The organism is Microbulbifer sp. VAAF005 (assembly GCF_030012985.1).
Lineage (GTDB): Bacteria > Pseudomonadota > Gammaproteobacteria > Pseudomonadales > Cellvibrionaceae > Microbulbifer.
This window is the reverse complement of sequence record NZ_CP120233.1, coordinates 1,986,367-2,009,508: the sequence shown is the minus strand read 5'-3', so window position 1 is coordinate 2,009,508 and position 23,142 is coordinate 1,986,367. Positions and strand designations below refer to the sequence as shown.

At 45.3% G+C, this 23,142-nt stretch carries 17 protein-coding genes; 14 read left to right on the top strand and 3 right to left on the bottom strand.

All coding sequences use genetic code 11. The features are described from left to right. The first annotated feature begins 345 nt into the window (after positions 1–345). The 5 genes from P0078_RS08925 (at position 346) to P0078_RS08905 (ending at position 10,819) form a co-directional block, all read left to right on the top strand. On the top strand, positions 346–885 hold the full coding sequence (locus tag P0078_RS08925) for a hypothetical protein (RefSeq protein WP_282934054.1): 540 nt from the start codon (positions 346–348) through the stop codon (positions 883–885). Positions 886–933: 48 nt separating this feature from the next. After that, positions 934–1,494, top strand: coding sequence for a hypothetical protein (locus P0078_RS08920; protein WP_282934053.1), 561 nt, complete (start codon positions 934–936; stop codon positions 1,492–1,494). 398 nt (positions 1,495–1,892) lie between these two features. Further along, the gene (locus P0078_RS08915) at positions 1,893–2,348 is read left to right on the top strand and encodes a DUF3592 domain-containing protein (RefSeq protein WP_282934052.1); all 456 of its coding nucleotides are present in this window, start codon (positions 1,893–1,895) and stop codon (positions 2,346–2,348) included. Positions 2,349–2,536: 188 nt separating this feature from the next. After that, complete coding sequence (locus P0078_RS08910) at positions 2,537–3,133, top strand: hypothetical protein (RefSeq protein WP_282934051.1); 597 nt, start codon at positions 2,537–2,539, stop codon at positions 3,131–3,133. 48 nt (positions 3,134–3,181) lie between these two features. Next, complete coding sequence (locus tag P0078_RS08905) at positions 3,182–10,819, top strand: beta strand repeat-containing protein (RefSeq protein WP_282934050.1); 7,638 nt, start codon at positions 3,182–3,184, stop codon at positions 10,817–10,819. A gap of 242 nt (positions 10,820–11,061) precedes the next feature. Here the strand turns inward: P0078_RS08905 and P0078_RS08900 are convergent, their stop codons facing one another. Next, entirely contained in the window at positions 11,062–11,850 is a 789-nt protein-coding gene (locus P0078_RS08900; protein WP_282934049.1) for a class I SAM-dependent methyltransferase, read from the bottom strand. Positions 11,851–12,023: 173 nt separating this feature from the next. Between P0078_RS08900 and P0078_RS08895 the strand changes: the two genes are divergently transcribed. After that, positions 12,024–12,509 carry a GFA family protein gene (locus P0078_RS08895; RefSeq protein WP_282934048.1) on the top strand — a complete coding sequence of 162 codons (486 nt, stop codon included), beginning with the start codon at positions 12,024–12,026 and terminating at the stop codon, positions 12,507–12,509. A 70-nt stretch (positions 12,510–12,579) separates the two neighbouring features. Here P0078_RS08895 and P0078_RS08890 read toward each other — a convergent pair whose 3' ends face one another. Continuing rightward, a complete protein-coding gene (locus P0078_RS08890) occupies positions 12,580–14,208 on the bottom strand; it encodes a di-heme oxidoredictase family protein (protein ID WP_282934047.1) in 1,629 nt (542 codons plus the stop codon). Positions 14,209–15,580: 1,372 nt separating this feature from the next. Here P0078_RS08890 and P0078_RS08885 point away from each other — a divergent pair. Then, positions 15,581–16,738: an NAD-dependent epimerase/dehydratase family protein gene (locus tag P0078_RS08885; RefSeq protein WP_282934046.1), complete on the top strand. Its 1,158-nt coding sequence runs from the start codon at positions 15,581–15,583 to the stop codon at positions 16,736–16,738. A 92-nt stretch (positions 16,739–16,830) separates the two neighbouring features. Next, on the top strand, positions 16,831–17,859 hold the full coding sequence (locus tag P0078_RS08880) for a glycosyltransferase family 4 protein (RefSeq protein ID WP_282934045.1): 1,029 nt from the start codon (positions 16,831–16,833) through the stop codon (positions 17,857–17,859). A 31-nt stretch (positions 17,860–17,890) separates the two neighbouring features. Here the strand turns inward: P0078_RS08880 and P0078_RS08875 are convergent, their stop codons facing one another. Next, a complete protein-coding gene (locus P0078_RS08875) occupies positions 17,891–18,748 on the bottom strand; it encodes an alpha/beta hydrolase (RefSeq protein WP_282934044.1) in 858 nt (285 codons plus the stop codon). 134 nt (positions 18,749–18,882) lie between these two features. Between P0078_RS08875 and P0078_RS08870 the strand changes: the two genes are divergently transcribed. The 6 genes from P0078_RS08870 (at position 18,883) to P0078_RS08845 (ending at position 23,047) form a co-directional block, all read left to right on the top strand. Next, positions 18,883–19,764, top strand: coding sequence for a protein-disulfide reductase DsbD domain-containing protein (locus P0078_RS08870; protein WP_282934043.1), 882 nt, complete (start codon positions 18,883–18,885; stop codon positions 19,762–19,764). A gap of 5 nt (positions 19,765–19,769) precedes the next feature. Further along, positions 19,770–20,468: a protein-disulfide reductase DsbD family protein gene (locus P0078_RS08865; RefSeq protein ID WP_282934573.1), complete on the top strand. Its 699-nt coding sequence runs from the start codon at positions 19,770–19,772 to the stop codon at positions 20,466–20,468. Between the two features lie 44 nt (positions 20,469–20,512). Beyond that, positions 20,513–20,911 (top strand): thioredoxin family protein, encoded by a 399-nt coding sequence (locus tag P0078_RS08860; RefSeq protein WP_282934042.1) that lies wholly within the window; start codon positions 20,513–20,515, stop codon positions 20,909–20,911. 2 nt (positions 20,912–20,913) lie between these two features. After that, the gene (locus tag P0078_RS08855; RefSeq protein WP_282934041.1) at positions 20,914–21,540 is read left to right on the top strand and encodes a thioredoxin family protein; all 627 of its coding nucleotides are present in this window, start codon (positions 20,914–20,916) and stop codon (positions 21,538–21,540) included. Between the two features lie 15 nt (positions 21,541–21,555). Then, on the top strand, positions 21,556–22,059 hold the full coding sequence (locus P0078_RS08850; RefSeq protein ID WP_282934040.1) for a protein disulfide oxidoreductase: 504 nt from the start codon (positions 21,556–21,558) through the stop codon (positions 22,057–22,059). Between the two features lie 166 nt (positions 22,060–22,225). Then, entirely contained in the window at positions 22,226–23,047 is an 822-nt protein-coding gene (locus tag P0078_RS08845) for an MBL fold metallo-hydrolase (RefSeq protein WP_282934039.1), read from the top strand. The last annotated feature ends 95 nt before the right edge of the window (positions 23,048–23,142 follow it).

Here is a 23,142-nt window from a genome sequence, read left to right as displayed (position 1 = left end):
TTGATAGGCCGATTATGTGCTTCATTGAGCGTTCAGGATGGGTCTAGGGTTCTCTTATGGCTGTTTATATTAAAAAGTATGCAAAACTTTTTTACGATAATTAAATATTTTGCAAATCTATTTTGGTTGAAATCGAGCTGAATTTAATAATATGGCTCATGCTGGTATATGTTTCTGTGGGTTTTTTCAACTACAGGCTTAGTAGTTTTAAAGTCAAGGGTGGCGGTGAATGTAGGGTTTCCTGATGGGAAAGAAGGTAAACCCACATTGTTGTTCTCATGGGTAATTTGACGGTGTGGTTATGAGCGGCTCAAAATGTTATTAAGTTTAACTTAGGATTTATAAGTGATAGTAGGTTGCAAAATCCCAATGGGTTACATAAAGCTTATCTTGCTTGGTTTTTTTGTAATGGTGCTCGGGAGTTTTGGGTACCTTGGTGACTCTTTTAATCAAACAAGAAGCATTAACGTACTGTCACTCTGGTGCTTCTTCGGTTCTGTTGCCTATTTTTTGATGGTAAGTCCACGTAATCGTAAAGTCATCGCAAATGATGCTGGTGTTTATGTGCCTAGTATTTTCCTACCTTTTACTTCGGATGCCAGCTGTAAATGGGATGATATTCTGGATTACAGTTTTAACTATAAAGCTCATTATCCCGCTCTAGTGCTTCACTCTTCTCATGGTGATATAAAAATATATAGTTTTCTCTGCTTTAGGGATGGTGAGTTAGATATGCTTGCTTCAGATTTTTTGGAGTTAAAGGAATATATAGTAAATAAGTTGTCTGATGCTAAAGATAGTATGGATGCTAATGATGTACCTATTAAAATAAATAAAGATGCTCGCTCTTATAGTAAGGCTGATGAAAACGACTTGGGTTTTTGATTTTATAAAAACACCTTAATTTTAAGGTGATATCTGGAAATATTGAGTATGTTGCAAGGTTTGGGGAGATGGGCTGCAGTTTGGTGTTGTACTCTTACTACACCACTGGTTGCAGTAGCCCAAGAAGAGTCGCTCTGTGCAGAAGTGCGTATTGAAATATTGCAGGAGCTGACACTTGAGCGCCAGGGTTTTAAAGCCATTATGCGGATTACCAATAGCCTGGATACCTTTGCGATTGAGGATATCGCAATCACGGTTGATTTTGCCGATGATGAGGGTAATCAGGTAACTGCAACCTCCGATAGTTCTGCCATTGATGCAGAGTTTTTTATTCGTATTGACGATACCCAGAATATTGGTTCTCTGATAACGACAGAGGATGGCACAGTTACTGATGGAGAGATCAGCGCAAGCAATGTCGGGGAATTTCGTTGGTTGATTGTTCCCACCGCCAATGCTGCTGGGCAAACTGATAACGGCGAACTGTTTTTTGTCGGTGCTACCTTGTCATATTCTTACGGGGGTAAGGATGAAGTGGTGCAAGTCGCACAGGATTCTATTGTGGTAAAGCCCCAATCTTTATTGATCTTGGATTACTTCATTACTTAGCAGGTTGTTGGTGAAGGTGATCGCTAGTTAAATAAAAATAATACTGGCTGTCTAAAAAACGTACGGCTAATAAAGGATGGGTTGCTAATAGAGCTGATACTTTAGCTAGTCTGGGGAAAAGAATATGGCAGATAGGTATGGCAAAGCCTCTGAGAGAGCTTCAAAAAATATGAATAGAGGTCCATTGAGGAGAGAGAAAAATAGACAATATTGCAAGAATAAAGCGTCATCCCTACGTCTTAATGGAATTTCTATGGGGGATTGTGGGATATTTGATTGGTGTAGTGAGTGAATGAATAGGCGGATGGTGTAAGAGATAAAGTGCGAAGTAATAAAAAATATAGGACTAGGCTGATAGTTGTCTGATTTAAGTTTCTAAAAATGTGGACGAGTAATATATGCTTCCTGGGTTACCTGTAAAAAAAAGATTTAATTGGTTTGGTTGTGTCCTGACGTTAACCCTTATGGTAGCTTTTGCTGAATTTGCTTGGGGTATTGTTTCACCTTTGGCAAAGACTGTATTCTGTGATTTAGATAGTTCTGTCCCAGGGGTAATCACCTCTTCTAAAGGTTACCATCGTCGTGGTGAAACTCATTATTCTTTTGGGTATGGGTATTTTGTTGGTGGGCTGTATTATACCTCAGAGGCAAGGACCCACTCTGCTTGGCGGGAGGATGTTGATACAATCATGTCAAGGTATCCAGTTGATGGTGAGGTGTTGGTTTATTACGATAAAGAGCGACCATCTTGCTCCTCTATAGAGGTTGAGAAGCCAGGATTCTTATCATTTTTTTATCTTTTTATATGCATTGGTCTTCCACTTTTTGTTTTTTATGGTTTTTATATTGTTTGATTATTTTGGGTGGTTTTTAAGCTGGAGATGTATTGAGTCTTGAGGTGTAAAGGTCGTTGTAAGTTTCTTACGTTTTTTTGATCTTTATGCTGGTTGATTTTTAAGGTTGGGGTATGAGTTGACTATTAGGAATCTATCTTTTGTTGAAGGTGCGAAGATTTCAGTGGGTGAAAATTATATAGTTGTTGGTGCTCGATTTTTATGGAGTTGTACTCGGTGTTGGATTGAGGTTTTATTCGTTAAAAATGGAAATAAGTTACAAAATCCCAATAGGTTACATAAAGCTTATCTTGCTTGGTTCTTTTGTAATGGTGCTCGGAAGTTTTGGGTACCTTGGTGACTCTTTTAATCAAGCAAGAAGCATTAACGTACTGTCACTCTGGTGCTTCTTCGGTTCTGTTGCCTATTTTTTGATGGTAAGTCCACGTAACCGTAAAGTCATCGCAAATGATTCTGGTGTTTATGTGCCTAGTATTTTCCTACCTTTTACTTCGGATGCCAGCTGTAAATGGGATGATATTCTGGATTACAGTTTTAACTATAAAGCTCATTATCCCGCTCTAGTGCTTCACACTTCTCATGGTGATATAAAAATATATAGTTTTCTCTGCTTTAGGGATGGTGAGTTAGATATACTTGCTTCAGATTTTTTGGAGTTAAAGGAATATATAGTAAATAAGTTGTCTGATGCTAAAGATAGTATGGATGCTAATGGTGTGCCTATTAAAATACATAAAGATGCTCGCTCTTATAGTAAGGCTGATAAAAACGACTTGGGTTTTTGATTTTATAAAAACACCTTAATTTTAAGGTGATATCTGGAAATATTGAGTATGTTACAAGGTTGGGGGAGATGGGCTGCAGTTTGGTGTTGTACTCTTACTACACCACTGGTTGCAGTAGCCCAAGAAGAGTCGCTCTGTGCAGAAGTGCGTATTGAAATATTGCAGGAGCTGACACTTGAGCGTCAAGGCTTTGAAGCGATTATGCGGATTACCAATAGCCTGGATACCTTTGCGATTGAGGATATCGCAATCACGGTGGATTTTGCCGATGATGAGGGTAATCAGGTCACTGCAACCTCCGATAGTTCTGCCATTGATGCAGAGTTTTTTATTCGTATTGACGATACCCAGAATATTGGTTCTCTAGTAACGGCAGAGGATGGCACAGTTACTGATGGAGAGATCAGCGCGGGCAATGTCGGGGAATTTCGTTGGTTGATTGTTCCCACTGCCAATGCTGCTGGGCAAACTGATAACGGCGAACTATTTTTTGTCGGCGCTACTTTGTCATATTCTTACGGGGGTAAGGATGAAGTGGTGCAAGTTGCACCGGATTCTATTGTGGTAAAACCCCAACCTCTATTGACCTTGGATTACTTCCTCACTGAGCAGGTTGTAGGTGATGATGCCTTTACCACAGAAATCGAGCCCCCAGAGCCTTATACCCTTGGCGTGCGTGTCGATAATAACGGGTATGGCACTGCACGTTCAGTCAATATTGAATCTGCCCAGCCCCAAATTGTGGATAACGAACAGGGATTGGCGATCGATTTTGCGATTACTAATAGCTTTGTGGAGAACGAGCCACAAAGCCCCAGCCTGTTGATTAATTTTGGTGATATCACTCCTCAGGGAATGAAGGCTGGGCGCTGGGTGATGGAGTCCTCTCTGTCCGGTCAGTTCACTAGCTTTGAGGCCAGCTTTACCCACGATGATGAGTTGGGCGGAGAGTTGACCTCGCTGATTGATGCCACCAATGCACACTTGTTAATTAAAGATGTACAAGTGGATTTACCGGGGCGCGATAACGTTCTGGACTATCTGGCCTATACCGCTGATAGCAGTCTTGCGGTGTATGAGAGTGAAAATACCGGTGTTGATCTGGCCCTGTGTCGTAGTTGTGCGGAGGTGGATACGCTTTCCTACACTTTGGGTTCTGAAAATGATGGAACCCGCAGTTTAACTGGTACTGCCGGCGAGGGCTTTGGTTATATCCAGGTCAGTGACCCCTATGCTGGAGAGAAAGTATTACAGCGTGTTGTGGGCGAGGATGGCCGCGAATTAAAGAAAAATAATTACTGGTTATCCAAAAAGCGTGCGGCTAATAAAGTGGACTTTGATTACTTTATCAATGTCTTTGATTATGAGGGTGCAGATAGTTATACCCTACATTTTACCGATTCTGCTGCGCTGCCCCAGGCGCCGGTGATTCAAGCAATTTTAGACCGATCCGCTCACGAAGGAGGGCAGGTCGGGTTCCTGGTGCAATCCTCCGATCCCAATGGCACAGTGCCGCAACTCTCTTCCAGCAGCTTGCCCTCTGGGGCTATTTTCACCGATGGCGGCGATGGTACCGGTATATTTCGTTGGGAACCGGCAGTTGGTCAGGCGGGCAATTATGTCGTTTCCTTTGCAGCCAGTGATGGTGCTCTCTCTAGTTCTCGTGCGGTTAACCTGAAAATAAACCCCTCTTCTGATACGGATGGTGATGGCCTAGATGATGCCTGGGAAATGGAGCACTTCGGTAACCTGGATCGGGATGGTAGTGGCGATTACGATGAAGACGGCCGCAGCGATGCGGAAGAGGAGGACGTAGGCAGTGACCCCACTGTGCCAGAGGTAGCCCCAGGCGAGCCCCAGTTGGCTAGCCCGGTATTTGATGCTGAAGTACTTTCTGGTGCTGCGGAATTGTTACCGGTACTTACCCTCAGCAATGGTGAGCATGCGGCGGATTTAAGTGTTGCTTATGAGTTTGAAGTCTATGCCGATGAGGCGATGTTAACTAAAGTCGCCAGTGCTACTTTGGAAGAGAGCGTCGATACTACGGCATGGGTGGTGGGTGCCGATGACTTGGTTTCCGGCCAGGTATTTCTCGATAACAGCCTTTATTATTGGCGTGCCCGTGCAATTACCCTTGTGGATGCTGAAAGCGGAGATGTCTCGGTCGCGTCCAATTGGGAGGCGAGCCGCTTTTTTATAAATACAGCTAACGATGCTCCCACTACACCGGCAATCAATGCCCCCCAGTTGGATGGGATTGTTGCTGAAATCCGTCCTGAGTTGATTGTGGCTCACGCTTTCGATGTGGACCGGGATACTTTGACTTATGGTTTTGATCTTTTCCATGAGTCCGATCTGGATAATCCCAGTGCCCAGGTTTCCGGTCTGCTGCCCGGTGGTAATTTCCAGACTAGCTGGCAGGTACCCAACCCCTTAATTGAAGACAATGCTTATGTTTGGCGGGCTTGGGTAGAAGATGAGCACGGTTTGCGCACTGAAAGCGATTTGGGTTCCTTCCTTGTTAGTACATTAAACGATGCGCCTATAGCGCCCGCTGTAGTGTCTCCCAATGGTGCCTTATCGAGCTGGCTTGATAATAATGATGTAGAGCTACGTTTAACTAACGGGAGCGATCCAGAGGGGCAGTCGCTTACTTACTACTTTGAGTTGGACACTCTGGCGAGTTTTGACAGTGATAGCAAAGTGGTTTCAGGTCCAATTGCAGAAGGGCAGCTGGAGACATCTTGGATAGCTGAAGGTCTGCAAGAGGATATTACTTATTACTGGCGCGCTAAAGCCAGCGATGGCGAGGTAGAGACTAGTTGGGTAACTGCCAGCTTTAGTGTGGATACCGATAACACGGCACCGCCAACTCCGAGCCTGCAAAATCCTGGTTCTGCTGCGGTAGTAGAGAGCCTGCGTCCTCTGTTTGAAGTTAACCCAGTCACTGATGCCGATGGCGATAGCGTACAGTATCGCTTTGAAGTCTACTCCGATGCGGATTTGACTCTGTTAGTGGCAAGCCAGGTTCAGGCGTCTACCCAGTGGACCCCCGTGTTTGATTTCAATGACAATAGCCACTATTACTGGCGTGCTCAGGCTGAGGACAGCAAGGGTGAGGCTAGTGACTGGAGTGCGGCCAATACTTTCTTTATTAATGAGAACGGGGTTAACGATGCTCCGCAAATATCCCTGGTATTGCCGGCGAGTGATATAACCGTCAGCGAAGCTGAATTACTTATTCAGTGGCAGGACAGTGATCCCGACAGCGATGCAGATATTGCCCTTTATTACTTGTATGAAGGTGGCGGTAGAACCCTGATCGCTGAAGGTATCGGTGAGGATGAGGATGGGGACTCCGATCAGTACCGTTGGGATGTTTCTAATTTATTAGCTGGTAGTTATAGCCTGGAGCTGGAAATTACCGATGGAGAAAATACGGTAACAACCAGTGGTTGCTGCACCATTCAAGTTCCTGAGCGGGAAAGTCACATTACGGTGCAGGCACTTACAGACCTTGAAACCGATGAAGCGGGTACTAGTATCGCTGTGCTTGAGGTTAGCCTGGACCAGGCCCTGGCGGCAGATACCAGTTTGACTTTGAATCTTGGGGTCTCTGATGATTCTGAGGCGGCAATTCTTGGTAATAACTATCTCCAGTTTACCGCAGATAATTGGCAGACTCCGCAGCTGATCCAACTGGTGGGATTGGATGACTGCTCTGTGGATGGGGATATGGCTTACAGCTTGGTATTCCAACCAGTACAGAGTAATGATAATGCCTACAGCGGCCAGTTATTGGACAGTGTGAGCCTGCTCAACCTGGATAATGAAACAACTGGGCAGGTTCTGTTTATTTGTGATTATTCCCTGGAAAGCCAGGTACCGGTTAATGATGGGGCAGAACTGGAATCCAGCTATCGGGCACGTTTGGATAATCTGGGTGGAGGCTTGGAGGACGCCAGTGCAAGTCTAAGTTTGCTCGATTCTCCCGATTTAAATTACAGCGCGTCGATTGTCAGTGGTGCAACTCTAACTTTTGCCGATATCGGATCTGATGGTAGCGCATTCAGTAATGAGCTGTTAGTTATTCGCCATACCGCAGGGCAACCCTTAGATTTTTCCAAGTTTGTCTGGGATATTGTTGCCGGTGAGTCGCAAACTACCTTGGAAGGTACCGATAGTAATAACACATTACAGGGTACCGATACCGCCGATCGAATCGATGGTAAGGGGGGTAACGACACAATTTATGGTGGTGACGGTGATGATGTCATTATCGGTGGTAGTGGTGCCGATACGCTTTATGGTGAGGGTGGTAACGATATCTTCCTGGTAGAGGATAATGATGGCAGTGCGGATCGCTTTAATGGTGGTGAAGGCTTTGACCAGGTATTAGGGGGCACTGGGGATGACAGCATCCGGATTAGTGTCTTCAGTGATGAAAATACAGTTGAGCGAATTGATGGTGCCATTGGCTATAACGTAATTTATGGCACCACCTCGAATAACACCTTGGATTTTTCCAATACCGAGTTGCTGAATATCGACTTTATTGATGGTCTCGGCGGCAACGATACTATTTATGGTAGTTCCGCCAGCGATAAGATAATCGGTAATAGTGGAAGCGATAGCCTGTACGGTAATGCTGGCGATGATATTTTTTATATCAGCGGCTTGGATTCCGGTTCTGACCGTGTGAATGGTGGTACTGGCTTTGATCAGGTTATCGGTAGCGATAGCGATGACTGGTTCCGCTTTAGTGTGTTCAGTGGTGATGCGCGAGTAGAGGCGATTGATGGTGCTGAAGGTAATAACTGGATTTTAGGTACTTCATCTAACAATACTTTAGATTTCCGCGATGTGAGCTTAATCAATATTGCACGTCTGGATGCAGAGGCCGGGAACGATACGCTTTACGGTTCTAATGTAGCCGATGAAATTGTCGGTGGTCTTGGCAGTGACCGTCTTTATGGTGAAGGCGGTGACGATCGCTTTTTACTAACCAGTGGAGATACCGGGTTCGATGTTTATACCGGTGGTGATGGCAATGACTGGCTGCTGGGGACTTCCGGTGATGATGAATTCCGCTTTAGTGTATTTTCTGGTACTGCGACGGTAGAGGTGATTGATGGAGATGGTGGGAATAACCAGATTATAGGTAGTTCCTCCAACAATACTCTGAACTTTACCGATACTCAGCTGCTTTCCATCAATCTAATTAATGCTGCTGAAGGTAACGATGTCGTCTATGGTTCGGCAGCTGCGGATGTGATTGAAGGGGGAATTGGCTCTGATGTGCTGTATGGCAATAGTGGAGCCGATATCTTTGTGCTGACCGCCAGTGATACTGGCTTTGATCAATATCGAGGTGGTGAAGGAAGTGACCAGATACTAGGGACCGATGGTGATGATGAAGTTCGCTTAAGTGTCTTTAGTGGTGATGCCAGGGTAGAAGTTATTGATGGTGCAGGGGGCAACAACCGAATTGTCGGTTCAACTTCCAACAACACCTTGGATTTCTCTGAAGTACAACTCAATAATATTTCTGAAATTGATGCGGGTGCTGGTAACGATACGGTTTACGGTAGCTCCGAGGCGGATCGAATTGTCGTATCGGCTGGCTCCGATAACCTATACGGTAATGCCGGTGATGATATTTTTGTACTCAGTGGCGAAGATACCGGTTCCAACCGTATTGATGGTGGAGATGACTTTGACACTCTGTTGGCAACTTCTTCTGACGATACCATCACTTTCTCTGTATTTAGTGGGACCGCTACGGTAGAGCGGATTAATGGTGGAGCAGGCTCTAATACCATTCAGGGTACCAGCTCTAACAACACCCTGGATTTCCGCGAAACAGAGTTGATCGATATAAGTTTGATTGATGGGGCTGCAGGGAATGATGTAATTTATGGTTCCGGTGAAGCGGATATTATTGAGGGGGGTATCGGTAGCGATACACTTTATGGTGAAGCTGGAGATGATATCTTCCTGGTAACTGAAGGTGATACTGGCTCAGATTCTTATCGAGGTGGCGAAGGCCGAGATACATTAAAAGGCTCTGTATCCGACGATACATTTATTTTCAGTGTTTTCGCCGGTGATGCTTCTGTAGAAGTTATTGATGGGCAGGGCGGTATCGACACAATTGTGGGAACCAGCTCCAATAATACTTTGGATTTCTCTGAGGCGGAACTAATCGGTATTGCACAGATTGATGGCGCTGCGGGTAACGACTCCATCTATGGTACTGCCGAGGCGGATACTATTGTTGGTGGTCTGGGCAGTGATTATTTGTCCGGTGGCGATGGTGACGATACCTTTGTATTTACCAATGGAGACACGGGGTCGGATACCTATAACGGCGGTGAAGGACAAGACCGATTACTGGGCACTGATCAGGACGATGATTTCATTTTCAGTAGCTTTACTGGAGCTAATATCCTGGAAGAAATTGATGGTGCTGAAGGTGAAAACCGTATTTTAGGTACCAGTGCCAATAATAGCCTGGACTTCACTGTGACTCAGTTAAAGAGTATCACTTTGATTGATGGAGCTGCGGGGAATGACACCATAAAGGGCTCTGAAGAGTCAGACCTTATTGTTGGTGGTATTGGCAGTGACTCTCTTTATGGTAATGGTGGCGATGATATTTTCCAGGTGACCTCCGGTGATACTGGCTATGACCGTTATGAAGGGGGAGAGGGTAGTGATACTTTACAAGGGACTGATGAAGATGATGAATTTCGCTTTAGCGTCTTCTCTGGTACTGCAACTGTCGAGGTAATTGATGGAAAAGAGGGGATGAATCGTATTGTGGGTAGCACTGCCAACAATACCCTGGATTTCCGCAATACCTCTTTGATTGGTATTGCTTCTATCGAGGCGGGCAATGGCAATGACACCATCTATGGTTCAGTAGCTGCAGACACGATAGAAGGTGGTTACGGCAGTGATAACCTCTATGGTGAAGCGGGTAATGACCTCTTCTTATTAACTGCGGGTGACACGGGATATGACCGTTACTCCGGTGGTGAAGGCACCGATGAGATCCGAGGCTCCACTGGCGATGACTTAATTCGTTTATCAGCATACTCCGGTACGGCTACTGTGGAAATTATTGATGGGCTTGAGGGGGTGGATAAAATTCAGGGGACTACAGGTAACAACACTCTGGATTTCTCCTCCACAGTACTGGATTCCATCGAAGAAATCAGTGCTGAGAAAGGCAACGATACCGTTATAGGTTCCAACACTGCAGATACTATTCGTGGCGGTGAAGGTAATGACTCCCTGGAGGGAGGCCCAGGAGATGATAGCTATCTATTTGCCCGAGGTGACGGTACAGATGTAATTATCGATAACGGCAGTAGTAGCTTAGATGTAGTACTTTTTGAGGGTGCAATTGCTCCAGAGGATCTCTGGTTGGTAATTAATGGTGAGCACCTGGATATCTATCTGCTCGCTGGGACTGAAAAGATACAGGTACGTAATTGGCAGTCGAGCGAAAGTGCGATAGAAGTATTTGCTGTGGAAACTGGTGCTCAGCTGCCATTTCAAAATGTTACCGGGCTTGCAGAGTTCATGACTGGTGTTGGTACGCCTGTAAATGGTGTTATTAATCTCAATACGGATCAGCAGGCTGAATGGAGTTCAGCGTTAGCTGATGCTTGGGAGTAATTTGTAGAAGTTGATTGGCTGTGCCTTCGGGTGCAGCCAGCTTAAAAGCTGAAGATACGGAAGGAAAGTGTATGCGGTATCCCCAGAAGAATCTGTTGCGTACTTAGCTTTAAGAGGCGCTCACTACTTAATTGAGCTGATTAGGTTAATAGTTGGTGCCAGTATTATTTATAGAAATATATACAAATTCTCTACGGCAGCAGGTGAGAGTGTTGGTGCTATGAGGAAAGCTTGAAGAGAATCTATTTCTCTGCCTCAATAATAAATCGTTTGATTCTTACCCCAGCATCCTTTCGCATTTCCGGGTGGATTTTCTTATAGTATTTGTTCATTACCTGGTCGGCAAACTGCTCTCTTTCTGGGTGGCCTAGATGGCGGAACTGGGGAACCCATGATAGAAAGAAGGTAGTGAGATTTTCCCAGGTTTGAAAATTTTCCACATGATAGATTTCATCGAATCTTGGTAAGTAGAAGCCTGCTTCTTCGGCATAGTTCCGCATTTCCTCTAGCGTATAGTGATTATAAGGATCGTGAAAACTTTCAAAATAGGGTTTCCATGTAGCTGTTTCTTGTTCCTCGTATACAGTCTCCCAGAAATTTTCATGATCAACCTGAAAACCACAAACTACTTTACCGTTATCTTTTAAATATTTGTAAAAACTATTCCAGACTTGAGCTTGGTCCGCTACCCAGTGTAAACAACTAAAAGAAAAAATAATGTCGAATTTGTAGTCGAAAAGGATTTCGTCTGCGCTCATTTGCTCGAAGGATAGGTTGGGTATATTGGCGTAATTTTTATTGGCATAACAAATCATATCCTCGGTTAGATCAATACCGATAATCCTGCCATTCGTCATACGCTCAGCTAAATAGCGGGTCACCTTGCCATCGCCACAACCCACATCAAGAATAGTGGCTGCCTGGCGATAATCGCAGCGATGTATGGCTTCCATCGCGTGGCGCCACTGCATGTCAGAGGCGTTTACGTACTCTTGAGCCTGCCACTTATCATGCCTGATAGGTTCATTCATTGGTGTGACGCCCTGAGTCTCATTGTGGATGGTGAATCAGTTTAGCCCGGATACACTTATGATTTGTGTAGCAATTTCAGCCATCGACAAAAATGGCACAGGAATCTGTGCGGTTTGTAAAACCGTCATTCTGACCACCTGCGGAACGAAAGGTAAAAGTCTGGGGGAATACTGTGAAACTCAAAGGATCTTGCCACTGCCAATCGGTTAAGTTCAGTTTGAACTCCGGGCAACCTTATCCCTTCAACCGTTGTTACTGCTCAATATGCAGAAAAACTGCTGGAGGAGGGGGCTTTGCTATTAACCTGGGGGCAGATTTCCAAACCCTGAAAGTGGAGGGCGAGGATTATTTAAGTGTTTATCAGGCTGAAATTGGGATACAAAGTCGGGAAAATAGTGGGAAGAGTCCGGCACGGCGACATTTTTGTTCAAAGTGTGGCAGTGCGTTATGGCTTTGGGACCCGCGCTGGCCAGAACTGGTACACCCTTTCGCTTCTGCGATTGATTCTGAGTTGCCGGTACCGCCGGTCCGTAGCCATATGATGCTGGATTATGCTCCGGGTTGGGTGCAGCCAGATATCCGGGAAGGGGACGAAATATTTGGAAGCTACCCAGAGGAGACCCTGGCTGAATGGCACCAGCGAAATGTTCCCGATTAGGGAGGGGATAAAGAGAGGCGGGGCGAGCCTGTGGCCGCCCCGCTTCAGGTTTATAGAGTTAGTCTTCCGTTTATTCTTCCGCGAGATAGAGCACCAGGTTATCCAGGAAGTTGACCAGGTCTGCCTTTTCAGTGTCACTCAGGGCATCAAACTGTTCCTTGCTGGATTCAGCTTCACCACCGTGATAGACAATCGCCTCAGTTATAGTGGTGGCGCGTCCATCGTGTAAATAAGGTGGTGTAGAGCCAACGCCCCATAGGTTTTCTGTAAGGAATACTGAGGCTCCCACATTGCCCTCATCAATTTCCTCGGCCATGGCTGTTCCCATATCGTGACGCTTAAGGTCACCATATAGGCGGACTATAGCCCCGCCATTTTCCGATTCCTCAAATTGCCCCAGCGTTTGTCCAGAAGGAAGCTCCTGAGGATTATCCATGATCTCTGTAAGTAAGTTGAACTGCAGGGACTGAGTGGGTAGGCCGGCTATATCGCCTGCGGGATAAGTCTCATCGCGGTAGTTGGCGTGCAGAGAAGGTTCATAGAATACCGGTGATGAAACTTCCATCTCGGGAGAATGGCATGAGGCGCAGCCAATAGAGCTAAACAGTTCTTCGCCATTTTCGATACTGGTGATTTCTTCATCACTTAGGGGCAGGCCGTAAGTTTCCTGCTCTTCTTCTGTTAGTGAATCAATCACGCTGTTAAGCTCGATTTTTGTCACCGGACGGGGTTGTGCTGCGTTGTAGATAGTTAACGCGGTGATGTCACCAACACTGAGCTCGTTAGTGATCGAATCAAAGTCACTATCTGCATCACCGACCAATTCAGTCGCCTGCATACCAAGCTCCTGATGTGCTGCTCCCCGAACGAATGCACGAACAAATCCCGTCAGGCCTTTCCACTCAAAAGGCCTGACTACCAGATCAGTATCGAGACCCTCAACGTTATCGTAATTAACCTCATCACAGGATACGGAGATCTCACCAAAGCTAACGCCTTTTGCAGTGAGTGTGACAGTGGTATCTGTACCGGAGGCGCAGCTCTCACTGATAGCTTCATCCCGTTGGGTATGCAGTTCGGCAGTCATTTCTTCTGCTACCAATTGTACAGCCCCCATACCGAACAGATGGGGTGACTGACGTTCGATAAAGCCTTTTTGTTGGCGCTCGGGGTCCATCCGAATCACATTGTCATTAACGCCGCCACCGCCATCGGCTACGGGTACGTTGTGACAACTGATACAGGAATCACCATTGGGGCCTGTCGTTCGATGGGGTAGGACGTTAGCCCATGCATTTGGCCCTTTCAGGTCGGGTCGAGGAAAACTGGTGAATCGTTTGCCGTTGCCCACATTTACGCCGACCCCGTCGAGAGCGTTGTAATTCATCTCGAATAATTCATCGCCCTCCTCAAAAGCATGAACATAGGCTTCCAAGGTATCCATGGATTCGAGATCAGATTGCTCTAAATGCCCACCCAGGTGAATTTCAATTGCCCCAGCATGCAATATCTGTACGGTATCGAAGACTTCACTAAAATCGAAGGGAGTGGTCCTTTGCTGTCTTTGGTTTTTTCTTGCGTGCTTGGGAACTCGGTTTTTATCGTGCTTGGAACCAAAGTCGGCAAGCGCTGGAGTGGCATTAAATGTTAAAGCCGATATTGCCATAGCGAGAGGCAATAGGTGTTTTTTAAGTATCATCAGCTATATCTCCGGGTACTGATATTGAGCGGACGTAAGGTGAGTTCTTCTACGAAAATGCACTCGATGCGGAGACACTCGACCACTTTTCTTTTAAGCACGATTCCCCAAAAAACTTATTATCAGTTGTGCTACGAGGAAAAATTGATAGAGATTTTGGTAATAACATTTTTATCTCGCAAAGTGCATCCAGTGAAGGTTTAACAGCATCCTTGCAAGCTTCTTATAGGTAGAACTGTGCCTGTTCTGCCACTTATGGCAGGCGTCAAGACCACGGGAGATACAGTATTGCGATAGCAGATTTTAAAGCTCAGATTAACTGACCTAAAGATCTAAAATGCGATCCCGATTGTGTCGATTTTGCCCATAACCTACCGCGCTAGTACGCGGCTATGTTTTTGTTTTTCGGCTTTTTTAGTTGCCGTTTGTGATAAATAAGTTCCTTTGAAAGGGTAGGTATTTGCATATTTGCCTTTCGGTGACAGGCTTTCCTACTTCACGGAAAGTCCCTATTCCTGGTGGTTGTGACATTAGATTTAGGAAAAAGTGCTGGTTATTAACGTTACTGAAGGCAATGGATATTTTGAAAAACTTATAATTATTTTCGATTGAGAGTGAATTCCCCAATTGTGAATTCGTATTGTCTTCAGGTGACACATGGTTTGGAGGCTAATAACTTATCTGTTTGTGGAATTTAATATCACCTTTGTAGATAGGGTTTATGGAAACACTTCTTACCTTCGGTGCGTGCCAGTTCGTTATACCAGATCAAATTTCAGCATGCGCTTGTGAGCGTAGATACAGAGATGAAGGGTATTTGATCGCTCTCTTACTTACAGAAAGGTGCTTTGGGGGGGCGACTAATGTGAACCGTATAACTGTCAAAAAAGTTTAGCTTTATTGAAAACATTATTGGCGTATTTTCCTTTCTAGTAGAGGGATAGAGTGATCGGTCTAAAACAATGGTGTTTCCGTTCGAGTGCTCAATGTATTTAGGCTTAAAGTAAAATTGGCGCACTATTCTTTTGAATGGCGCGATAAAGATCTTTGTCGCCATATATTTCAATATAGAAACAATGAGATAGTTCTATCATTGCGCCTGTAGGCGAGGAAGCCCCCAACTTACTATCAACTACAAAGCTGCTGAGAGATATTTTTAACGAGTGGTTCGTTTTTTCTCATTGTGGCGTACAAGGAACATGGATAGTGATATGGATTGTCACGACAATGTCACAAAAAATCGAATAAATTTGCCCGTATGGCTTCGTTTAACTGTGGCTGGTACTTTTGAATGAGGTAGGTTAATTCGAAGCTGATAAAAATATTAGTGTATTCGAATTGTATAAATTCCTAAGAGTTTTTAGGGGGTAGGGTGAGGAAAGTATTGATTTTGGGAGGTGATGGATTTTGTGGTTGGCCTACATCTCTCCACCTTTCAGAGGTGGGTTATGAAGTTATTATTGTTGATAACTTATCACGGCGAAAAATTGATATTGAGCTTGAAGTTGATTCATTGACACCAATCAGGCACCTGTCTGAGCGGCTTCGTGTATGGCGTGAAGTTTCCGGTATGTCCATCAGGCATATTTATATTAACCTCGGACAGGATTTTGAGCGATTGGTCACTCTCTTAAAAGAGGAAAAACCAGACGCGATTGTACATTTTGCTGAACAGCGTGCCGCACCCTATTCGATGAAATCTGTCCGGCATAGACGTTATACACTTGATAATAACTTGAATGCTACCAATGATGTCCTGGCGGCTATAGTAGAAAGCGGATTGGATATACATTTGATTCACTTGGGTACTATGGGTGTATACGGGTATGGAACAGCTGGTCTCACTATTCCCGAAGGATATTTAAAAATCCAGGTAGAGACTGAAGGGTATTTGAATGAACAGGAGATTCTTTACCCTAGTAATCCAGGTTCTATCTATCATATGACAAAGGCTCAGGATCAATTGTTATTTTCCTTCTATAACAAGAACGATCAGGTACGTGTCACTGATTTACACCAAGGGATCGTTTGGGGTACCCAGACCCGACAAACACAGAGGGATGAATCTCTGATTAATCGATTTGATTATGATGGTGATTATGGAACAGTCCTCAATCGATTCCTGATGCAAGCGGCGATTAATTACCCACTTACCGTTCATGGCACTGGCGGCCAGAAGCGGGCATTTATTCATATTCAGGATACCTGTCAATGTATTCAGTTAGCTATTGAAAATCCTCCAGAGATAGGCGATAGAGTCAAAATTCTGAATCAAATGACAGAGACGCATCGTATCAGGGATCTAGCAAATTTAATCTCCAACAAGACAGGGGTGGGAATTGCCTACTTGGACAACCCCAGAAAAGAGTCAGCAGAAAATGATTTGTTGGTAAATAATGATCAGCTTATCGAGATGGGGCTCAAGCCTATAACTCTGAATGATAATCTTCTCACTGAAGTTGAGGGTATTGCCAAAAAATATTCACATCGATGTGACCAAGCTAAAATCCCTTGTGTGTCGAAGTGGTGATTTTTTTATACTTCAATGGTCCTGGTTTTATATGAAATCAAGGCTGCCTGTGGAAGGTGAGGTTTAATGTCTATAGCTGAAGAGTGCAAAATATGAAGATTTTGATTGCTACGGATACATATCCGGAGCAACTAAATGGTGTTTCCAGAGTACTGGAAAAAACTGAGAAAGAACTCATAGCAAGGGGGCACCAAGTAAAAATTGTTTCTGCTACTGATTTTACTAATTTCCCCTGGCCGGGCTATAAAGAAGTGAAAATTGCAGTATTTCCTGGTGTGAAAGCTGCCCGAATTATTGAGGATTTTTCACCGGACGCTATTCACATTATGAGTGAAGGTCCTGTGGGGTGGGCTGTTCGTGGCTACTGCAAGCGGAATAATTTGCGTTTTACGACATCTTGGCTGTCCCGTCTCTCTGAATATGTATCGATTCGCTATAAAGTTCCACTGAAGTGGTTACACGGTCTCCTTCGTCGCTTTCATAATTCCGCAGCACAAACAATGGTGACTACAGATGGTATGGCAGCGGAAGCTCGAACCTTGGGGATTGCCCGTGTCACCCGCTGGCGAAGAGGCGTAGAGTTAGAAAAATTCCACCCGGTTGAGACAAAACTTTTTGAGGGCCTAACTCGACCTATCATGCTCAATGTAGGGCGTGTTGCAGTGGAAAAATCGCTGGATAAGTTTTTATCTCTTGAGTTACCGGGAACAAAAGTTATCGTGGGGGATGGTCCTCAACTCAATGAATTAAAGAGGAAGTTTCCACAGGCGGTATATCTGGGAATTAAAGAGGGTAAGGACTTAACTGAATGCTACAGCGCTGCAGATGTTTTTGTATTTCCTTCGGTAACTGACACTTTTGGTCTGGTTAATCTTGAGTCTTTAGCCTGTGGTTTGCCCGTTGCCGCCTACCCTGTGACAGGTCCGAAAGATATCATTGGTGATGCCCCCGTTGGAGCGTTGGATAGCAATCTGCAAGTGGCCATAGAAAAGGCACTATTATTGGACCGATCGGACTGTGTTACTCATGCCAGGACCTATTCCTGGGATGTGGCCACTGAGGATTTTATTTCAAGCCTGGTTCCGGTAAGTGCAGTAGAGGCTTTGCCTGTTGATGGCTAGATAAAAGCGTTGCTCGTAAAGTTCGCAAGGCTTACTTGCGAGCTGACTTGAGCAACTCAACCCAGCAGTACTTGTTAACAAAGGCATAGTGTCCCAGCTGGTGCCAGCTTTGAGTTGAGCTATTTGGCATTATACTTGAGAGATATTCTGGCATTTTAATATCAATTATATCGTCGGCATCACCATAAAATATTTTGGTGGAAGTGGTGATTTCACGAGGATCAAACCCCCAATCCCAAAGCGCCATTATCATTTCAAAAAAACCCTCCCCATGCTGCGTTGCTCCAGCAGAGAATGATTCTTCAAACATTTTCTTAAGAGCCGGGTCTCGAATAAACAGTGCGGCATCAGAGGCGTCTTTCTTTGCAAAGAGCTGAATATAATCTTGTATATTGCTATTGGCTTGGTATGCACTTAATCGGCACAGACAACGAGTAAGAAATTGCCAACGATGAATCTTTGCGATAAGTCTGATATCCGGGTTTTTTAGCAGGTCAGTCATTCCTGGGTAGTCCAGTGGCGCAACAGGGGCTGCAAGGGCAATTTTAGAGACTCTGTGGGGAAGTTTGTTAGCGATAGAAAGTGCATGAGGGGCACCACCTGAATGGCCGACTACCGAAAATGTCTCGATATTTAGACGATTAACCAGTTCTTCGATATCGGCCCCCCAATCAACCATTCGCCGGCCTCTATGGGGAGATGATCCCCCCACACCAGGTTGATCTACAGAGATGACTCTTACGCCAAGAGATGCGGTAAGGTCCTTATCAGGATTGCGAATTAGTCGCGAATCTGAGAAGCCATGATTGAAAAGCACAGGCCAGCCATTTGGATCACCATAGTCATCATAAGTAAGGATACGGCCGTCACTTATCTGCAAGGCAGGCATTCTGGGCGCTTCTTTAGGTTAGGTATGATCGGAGTATAGTGAGACTTCGTTTTGTGATGGGTGAGGCCAATGTTGTAACTTGTATCTGACCCAAAGGGGGAGTACCAGTTGATTAGGCGAGAAGGAGAATCACATTGAAAATAAAGACCACGCTGATCAACATCTGCTGTTTTACGTTACTGTTGGTTGCGGGTCTCCCTGTAGCACAGGAGACGGCATCTGGTGATCACGTCAAGGTGCGTTGGCTGGCACCTGATACATTTCGCCAAGGAATGAGAGAGACGGTTGGGTTCTACTTTGAGGTAGATCCTGGATGGCATGTGTATTGGCGTAATGCTGGAGATTCAGGGGCGGCTCCCCGGTTTGATATGGAGGCTCAGGGCGCTTTATTAGGGCCGATCGAATGGCCATTCCCAACGCGCCTCCGGGTAGAGCATCTTACTAACCTAGGGTACTCCGGGAATGTTGCCTACCTGTTCCAGCTCCTCCCAGATAAGCGCACGCAAGAGGTGACCCTGCATGCGGACCTGGAGTGGTTGGTTTGTAAAGTGGATTGCATACCGGGCTTTGCCACTATGAGCCTTGTACGGCCGGTTGCAGAGCAGGCGGCTTGGCCAGCTACAGATCTGGCGTTAAGGAATTACTTTGCCAACAGGCTTCCAGGGGGAGAAAGTGAGAGCCCGTGGCAACCAGTATCCATTTCAGCACGAGGTAGTGAGCATATTACTTTGCAGCTCAGTGGGAATCGTAGCGATGAGATACCTAGTATTTTCCCCGTAAATGGTGACTTGTACTCTGCGTCTGAGCCAGAAGTTCAGCGCGAAGATGAAACTCTCCTCTACAAGTTCAAGCGTCTGCCAGGTTCCGAGATTATTGAAAGTAGCGATTTTGTGATTACAGACTCGAGCCGGGCCTGGAAAGTTTCTGCCCCCTCTTATCCCAAGTGGAAATTGAGAAGAGCGCGACCTCTATATGGCTTTTACTTCTGTCAGCATTTATTGCCGGTCTCCTATTGAATCTGATGCCCTGTGTTTTCCCGGTGCTGTCCATAAAGCTATTTGGACTGATTAACGGTGGTAATCGCCGAGCCGAACGTTTGCGTGAATCTTTCCTATATAGTGCCGGCATTATGGTGACTTTTCTTGCTTTGGGGCTTGCTTTATTGGCGCTACGCTGGGGAGGGTTGGCCGTTGGCTGGGGTTTTCAACTTCAGTCACCGGTTGTGGTAATTGGGTTAATTATGCTCTTCTGGCTGATGGCCCTATCCTTTAGCGGCTTTTTTGAGTTTGGGCACCGATTAATGGGGCTTGCTAGCTCCAGTAGCCGTGACTCCTTTTCCACCGGTGTTTTAGCTGTCTTTGTTGCCGCCCCCTGTACCGGTCCATTTATGGGAGCAGCTCTGGGAGCAGCGGTGGTGATTCCTCCACTTCAGGCTCTACTCATCTTCTTATGCCTTGGTTTAGGGCTCGCTGCGCCATTTATTTTGATGTGTGCAAGTCCTGTAATACTGAGGCATCTGCCAGCTCCAGGTCCATGGATGGAGAAGTTGCGTCAGTTTCTGGCATTTCCGCTTTACGCAACGGTGATATGGCTACTATGGATTTTAGGGCGCCTAGCTGGGGACTCTGGTTGGTTGGCCGGTTTAAGCCTGTTGCTCGTTGTTACTCTTGCAATCTGGCTAGTAAAAAATTTTTCCAAAAAGGGGGAGCAGCGGGTCTGATTTGTGTCGCTGCTATTTTGCTAATATCTCTACCGGCAATCCGTATGGAGGGTGGTGAGCAACCTGCAGAAATGGCGTATGACTGGCATCGTTATGACAAGGCACTTTTGACGGAAGCCTTGGATAATGGGCGCCCTGTATTTATTGACTATACCGCAGCCTGGTGTATTACCTGCCAGGTAAATAAAAAGCTGGTGCTTGATACCCCAAGTGTACAAGCATTATTTAAAAAGAATAACGTGCTTCTTATTCGGGCCGACTGGACGCGTTATAACCCTGAAATTACCCAAGCTCTGCAGGATTTAGGGCGGAACTCTGTACCTGTATATGCATGGTATCCTGCAGGAGAGAAAAAACCAGAGTTACTTCCACCACTGCTGCAAGAGTCTTTAATTGCAGCACTGTTTAGTAAGCACTTAACTGTTAATAGTGAGGATGGTTAATTATGAAATTATTTTTCAACGTGAATAATTCGATACTTAAAGGAATTTTGCTTTTATTCCTGATGTTACCGAGTGTTGTATTGGCAGCAGCCGTTCCTGGACAAAAAGCGCCAGAATTCTCAGTAGTGGATGCTGCTGGAAAAACTCACAATCTCTCCGATTACACAGGCCAATGGTTGGTTATTGAATGGTTTAATAAAGATTGCCCCTATGTCAGGAAACACTATGGCAGTGGTAATATGCAGTCCCTACAAAAAAGGTATACAGCACAGAAAGTAAATTGGCTCACGGTAATTTCTTCCGCTAAAGGAAAGCAGGGCTATTTGGAGCCAGAGCAGGCTATGGCAGTTGCACAGAGTCATAACCTCGGCGCAAGCGTACCCTTCTTACTGGATACCTCTGGAGTTATGGGGCGTGCTTATGGAGCTAAAACTACCCCACATATGTTTATCATTAATCCTCAGGGGGAAGTCGTATATGCTGGAGCCATTGATGATAATGACTCAGCCAATCCTGCGGTTCTAGGCAGTTCACACAATTATGTTTCTGCTGCACTGGATGCTTCACTGAAGGGACTGGCTGTGCCCAAGTCTTCGTCGCGGGCTTATGGGTGTAGTGTGAAGTACTAAAGGAGTTTATTTGGGGTGAAAAAAGCTCGTTATAGCTTCCTGGTTCAGGCGTTGATATTTATCATCTTGGCGGTACTAATGGTTACTGCCGTGGGTTATTTCCACCAAAGAGATATCCCTGAGAACCAGGCCCCTCAGTTAGAGGGGCAATCGCTGCAGGGAAATCTTATTGACCTAAAGCAAATGTACTCTAAAGGTCCAGTATTAATTTATTTTTGGGCAACCTGGTGCCCCTATTGCCGGATAGTTTCCCCCGCTGTGACTGACCTGTCTCGGGATTACCAGGTTGTTGGTGTTGCGATGCAGTCTGGAACAGAAGAGGTGGTTACTGAATATATGCGGAATCACAAACTTGCTTTTCCTTCTCTAAATGATCCATATGGTGTTTTAAGCGCCCAATGGGGCATTAAAGTGACGCCAACCTTGCTGATTGTCGACACTGACGGGCGCGTTGCCTGGGTCACCACTGGCGCCACATCCAAGTTGGGTTTGCAGTTGCGTTTAAAGATGACAAAGTAGCTTGTCACCATTAAGGTCACTGTGTCGTATTTAAGCTTATATCAAACTCTCTTTCCCTGAGCCTGCGATGGTTGGCGTTAAAATTTCCTAATTGCCAGGGAGGACTGCCCTTATAGATATGCTTCTATAATTCCTTAAAGGTCTGTCTCTTGCGCTGGAGAGTGGCGTGTCGGTTATTGATTCTTTTGACTATCAAGATCTGGATGCGCAAAGGGTCGGCCGTTTCGATTTTGGTATCAATACAACCTTTATTGTATATCGGTTGGGTGACACTATTATCGATGCCGGCCCCAGTAACCAGTGGAAATACGTCAAGTGGTTTGTAAAAAATAAACCTTTTCGGCAATTAGTCCTCACCCATCACCACGAAGATCATAGTGGTAACGCCGGCGCAATTTATAAGCTTACTGGTATACAGCCAAGAGCTCCTAAGGCGACAGTAGAGATATTAAAGAGAGGTTTTCGGATACCGCCAATACAGATGCTGATTTGGGGGAGGGCCGGGCGTGCGGAAGCTGCGCCACTACCGGAAGATTTAAGGTTCTCCGGCGAAAAGGTAGTTGTTATCCCCGCACCAGGGCATGCCAAAGACATGACCTGTTATCTGGTTCAGGATCGAGGGTGGATATTCACTGCTGATCTGTATGTAGCTAGTAAGTTAAAGCTATTGCGTAAAGATGAAAGTATTCCAACTTTAATGCACAGTATCAAAAAAGTGCTCACCTATGATTTTGATATTATATTTTGTCCTCATAGAGGGATTGTAGAAAAAGGAAAAATCCGCTTACAAGCCAAGTATGATTATTTGTTAAATCTTGCAACTGAAGCACGGGAATTGGACCGGCAAGGATTGCCTCTTGGTGAGATTACCCACCGGCTATTGGGAAGGGAAAACTTGATGAGTGTCGTGTCCGGTTACAACTTCAGTAAGAGAAACTTAATAGCTTCCTGTATGCGGGTTGATCCTACAGAAGTGTCTGATTATTGATCTTTCACTAAGAATAAGAAAAGTATTAAATCACGTCCGTATGTAATTTATAAGTGAGTACCGATTTTATATAAATTGGTACTTTTAATTAAGTT

Excerpts from the sequence above, each read along its gene's own strand:
- P0078_RS08905 (WP_282934050.1), top strand. The coding sequence starts at position 3,182 with ATGTTACAAGGTTGGGGGAGATGGGCTGCAGTTTGGTGTTGTACTCTT.
- P0078_RS08920 (WP_282934053.1), top strand. The coding sequence starts at position 934 with ATGTTGCAAGGTTTGGGGAGATGGGCTGCAGTTTGGTGTTGTACTCTT.
- P0078_RS08890 (WP_282934047.1), bottom strand. The coding sequence starts at position 14,208 with ATGATACTTAAAAAACACCTATTGCCTCTCGCTATGGCAATATCGGCT.
- P0078_RS08875 (WP_282934044.1), bottom strand. The coding sequence starts at position 18,748 with ATGCCTGCCTTGCAGATAAGTGACGGCCGTATCCTTACTTATGATGAC.
- P0078_RS08865 (WP_282934573.1), top strand. The coding sequence starts at position 19,770 with ATGCCCTGTGTTTTCCCGGTGCTGTCCATAAAGCTATTTGGACTGATT.
- P0078_RS08880 (WP_282934045.1), top strand. The coding sequence starts at position 16,831 with ATGAAGATTTTGATTGCTACGGATACATATCCGGAGCAACTAAATGGT.
- P0078_RS08860 (WP_282934042.1), top strand. The coding sequence starts at position 20,513 with ATGGAGGGTGGTGAGCAACCTGCAGAAATGGCGTATGACTGGCATCGT.
- P0078_RS08900 (WP_282934049.1), bottom strand. The coding sequence starts at position 11,850 with ATGAATGAACCTATCAGGCATGATAAGTGGCAGGCTCAAGAGTACGTA.
- P0078_RS08855 (WP_282934041.1), top strand. The coding sequence starts at position 20,914 with ATGAAATTATTTTTCAACGTGAATAATTCGATACTTAAAGGAATTTTG.
- P0078_RS08915 (WP_282934052.1), top strand. The coding sequence starts at position 1,893 with ATGCTTCCTGGGTTACCTGTAAAAAAAAGATTTAATTGGTTTGGTTGT.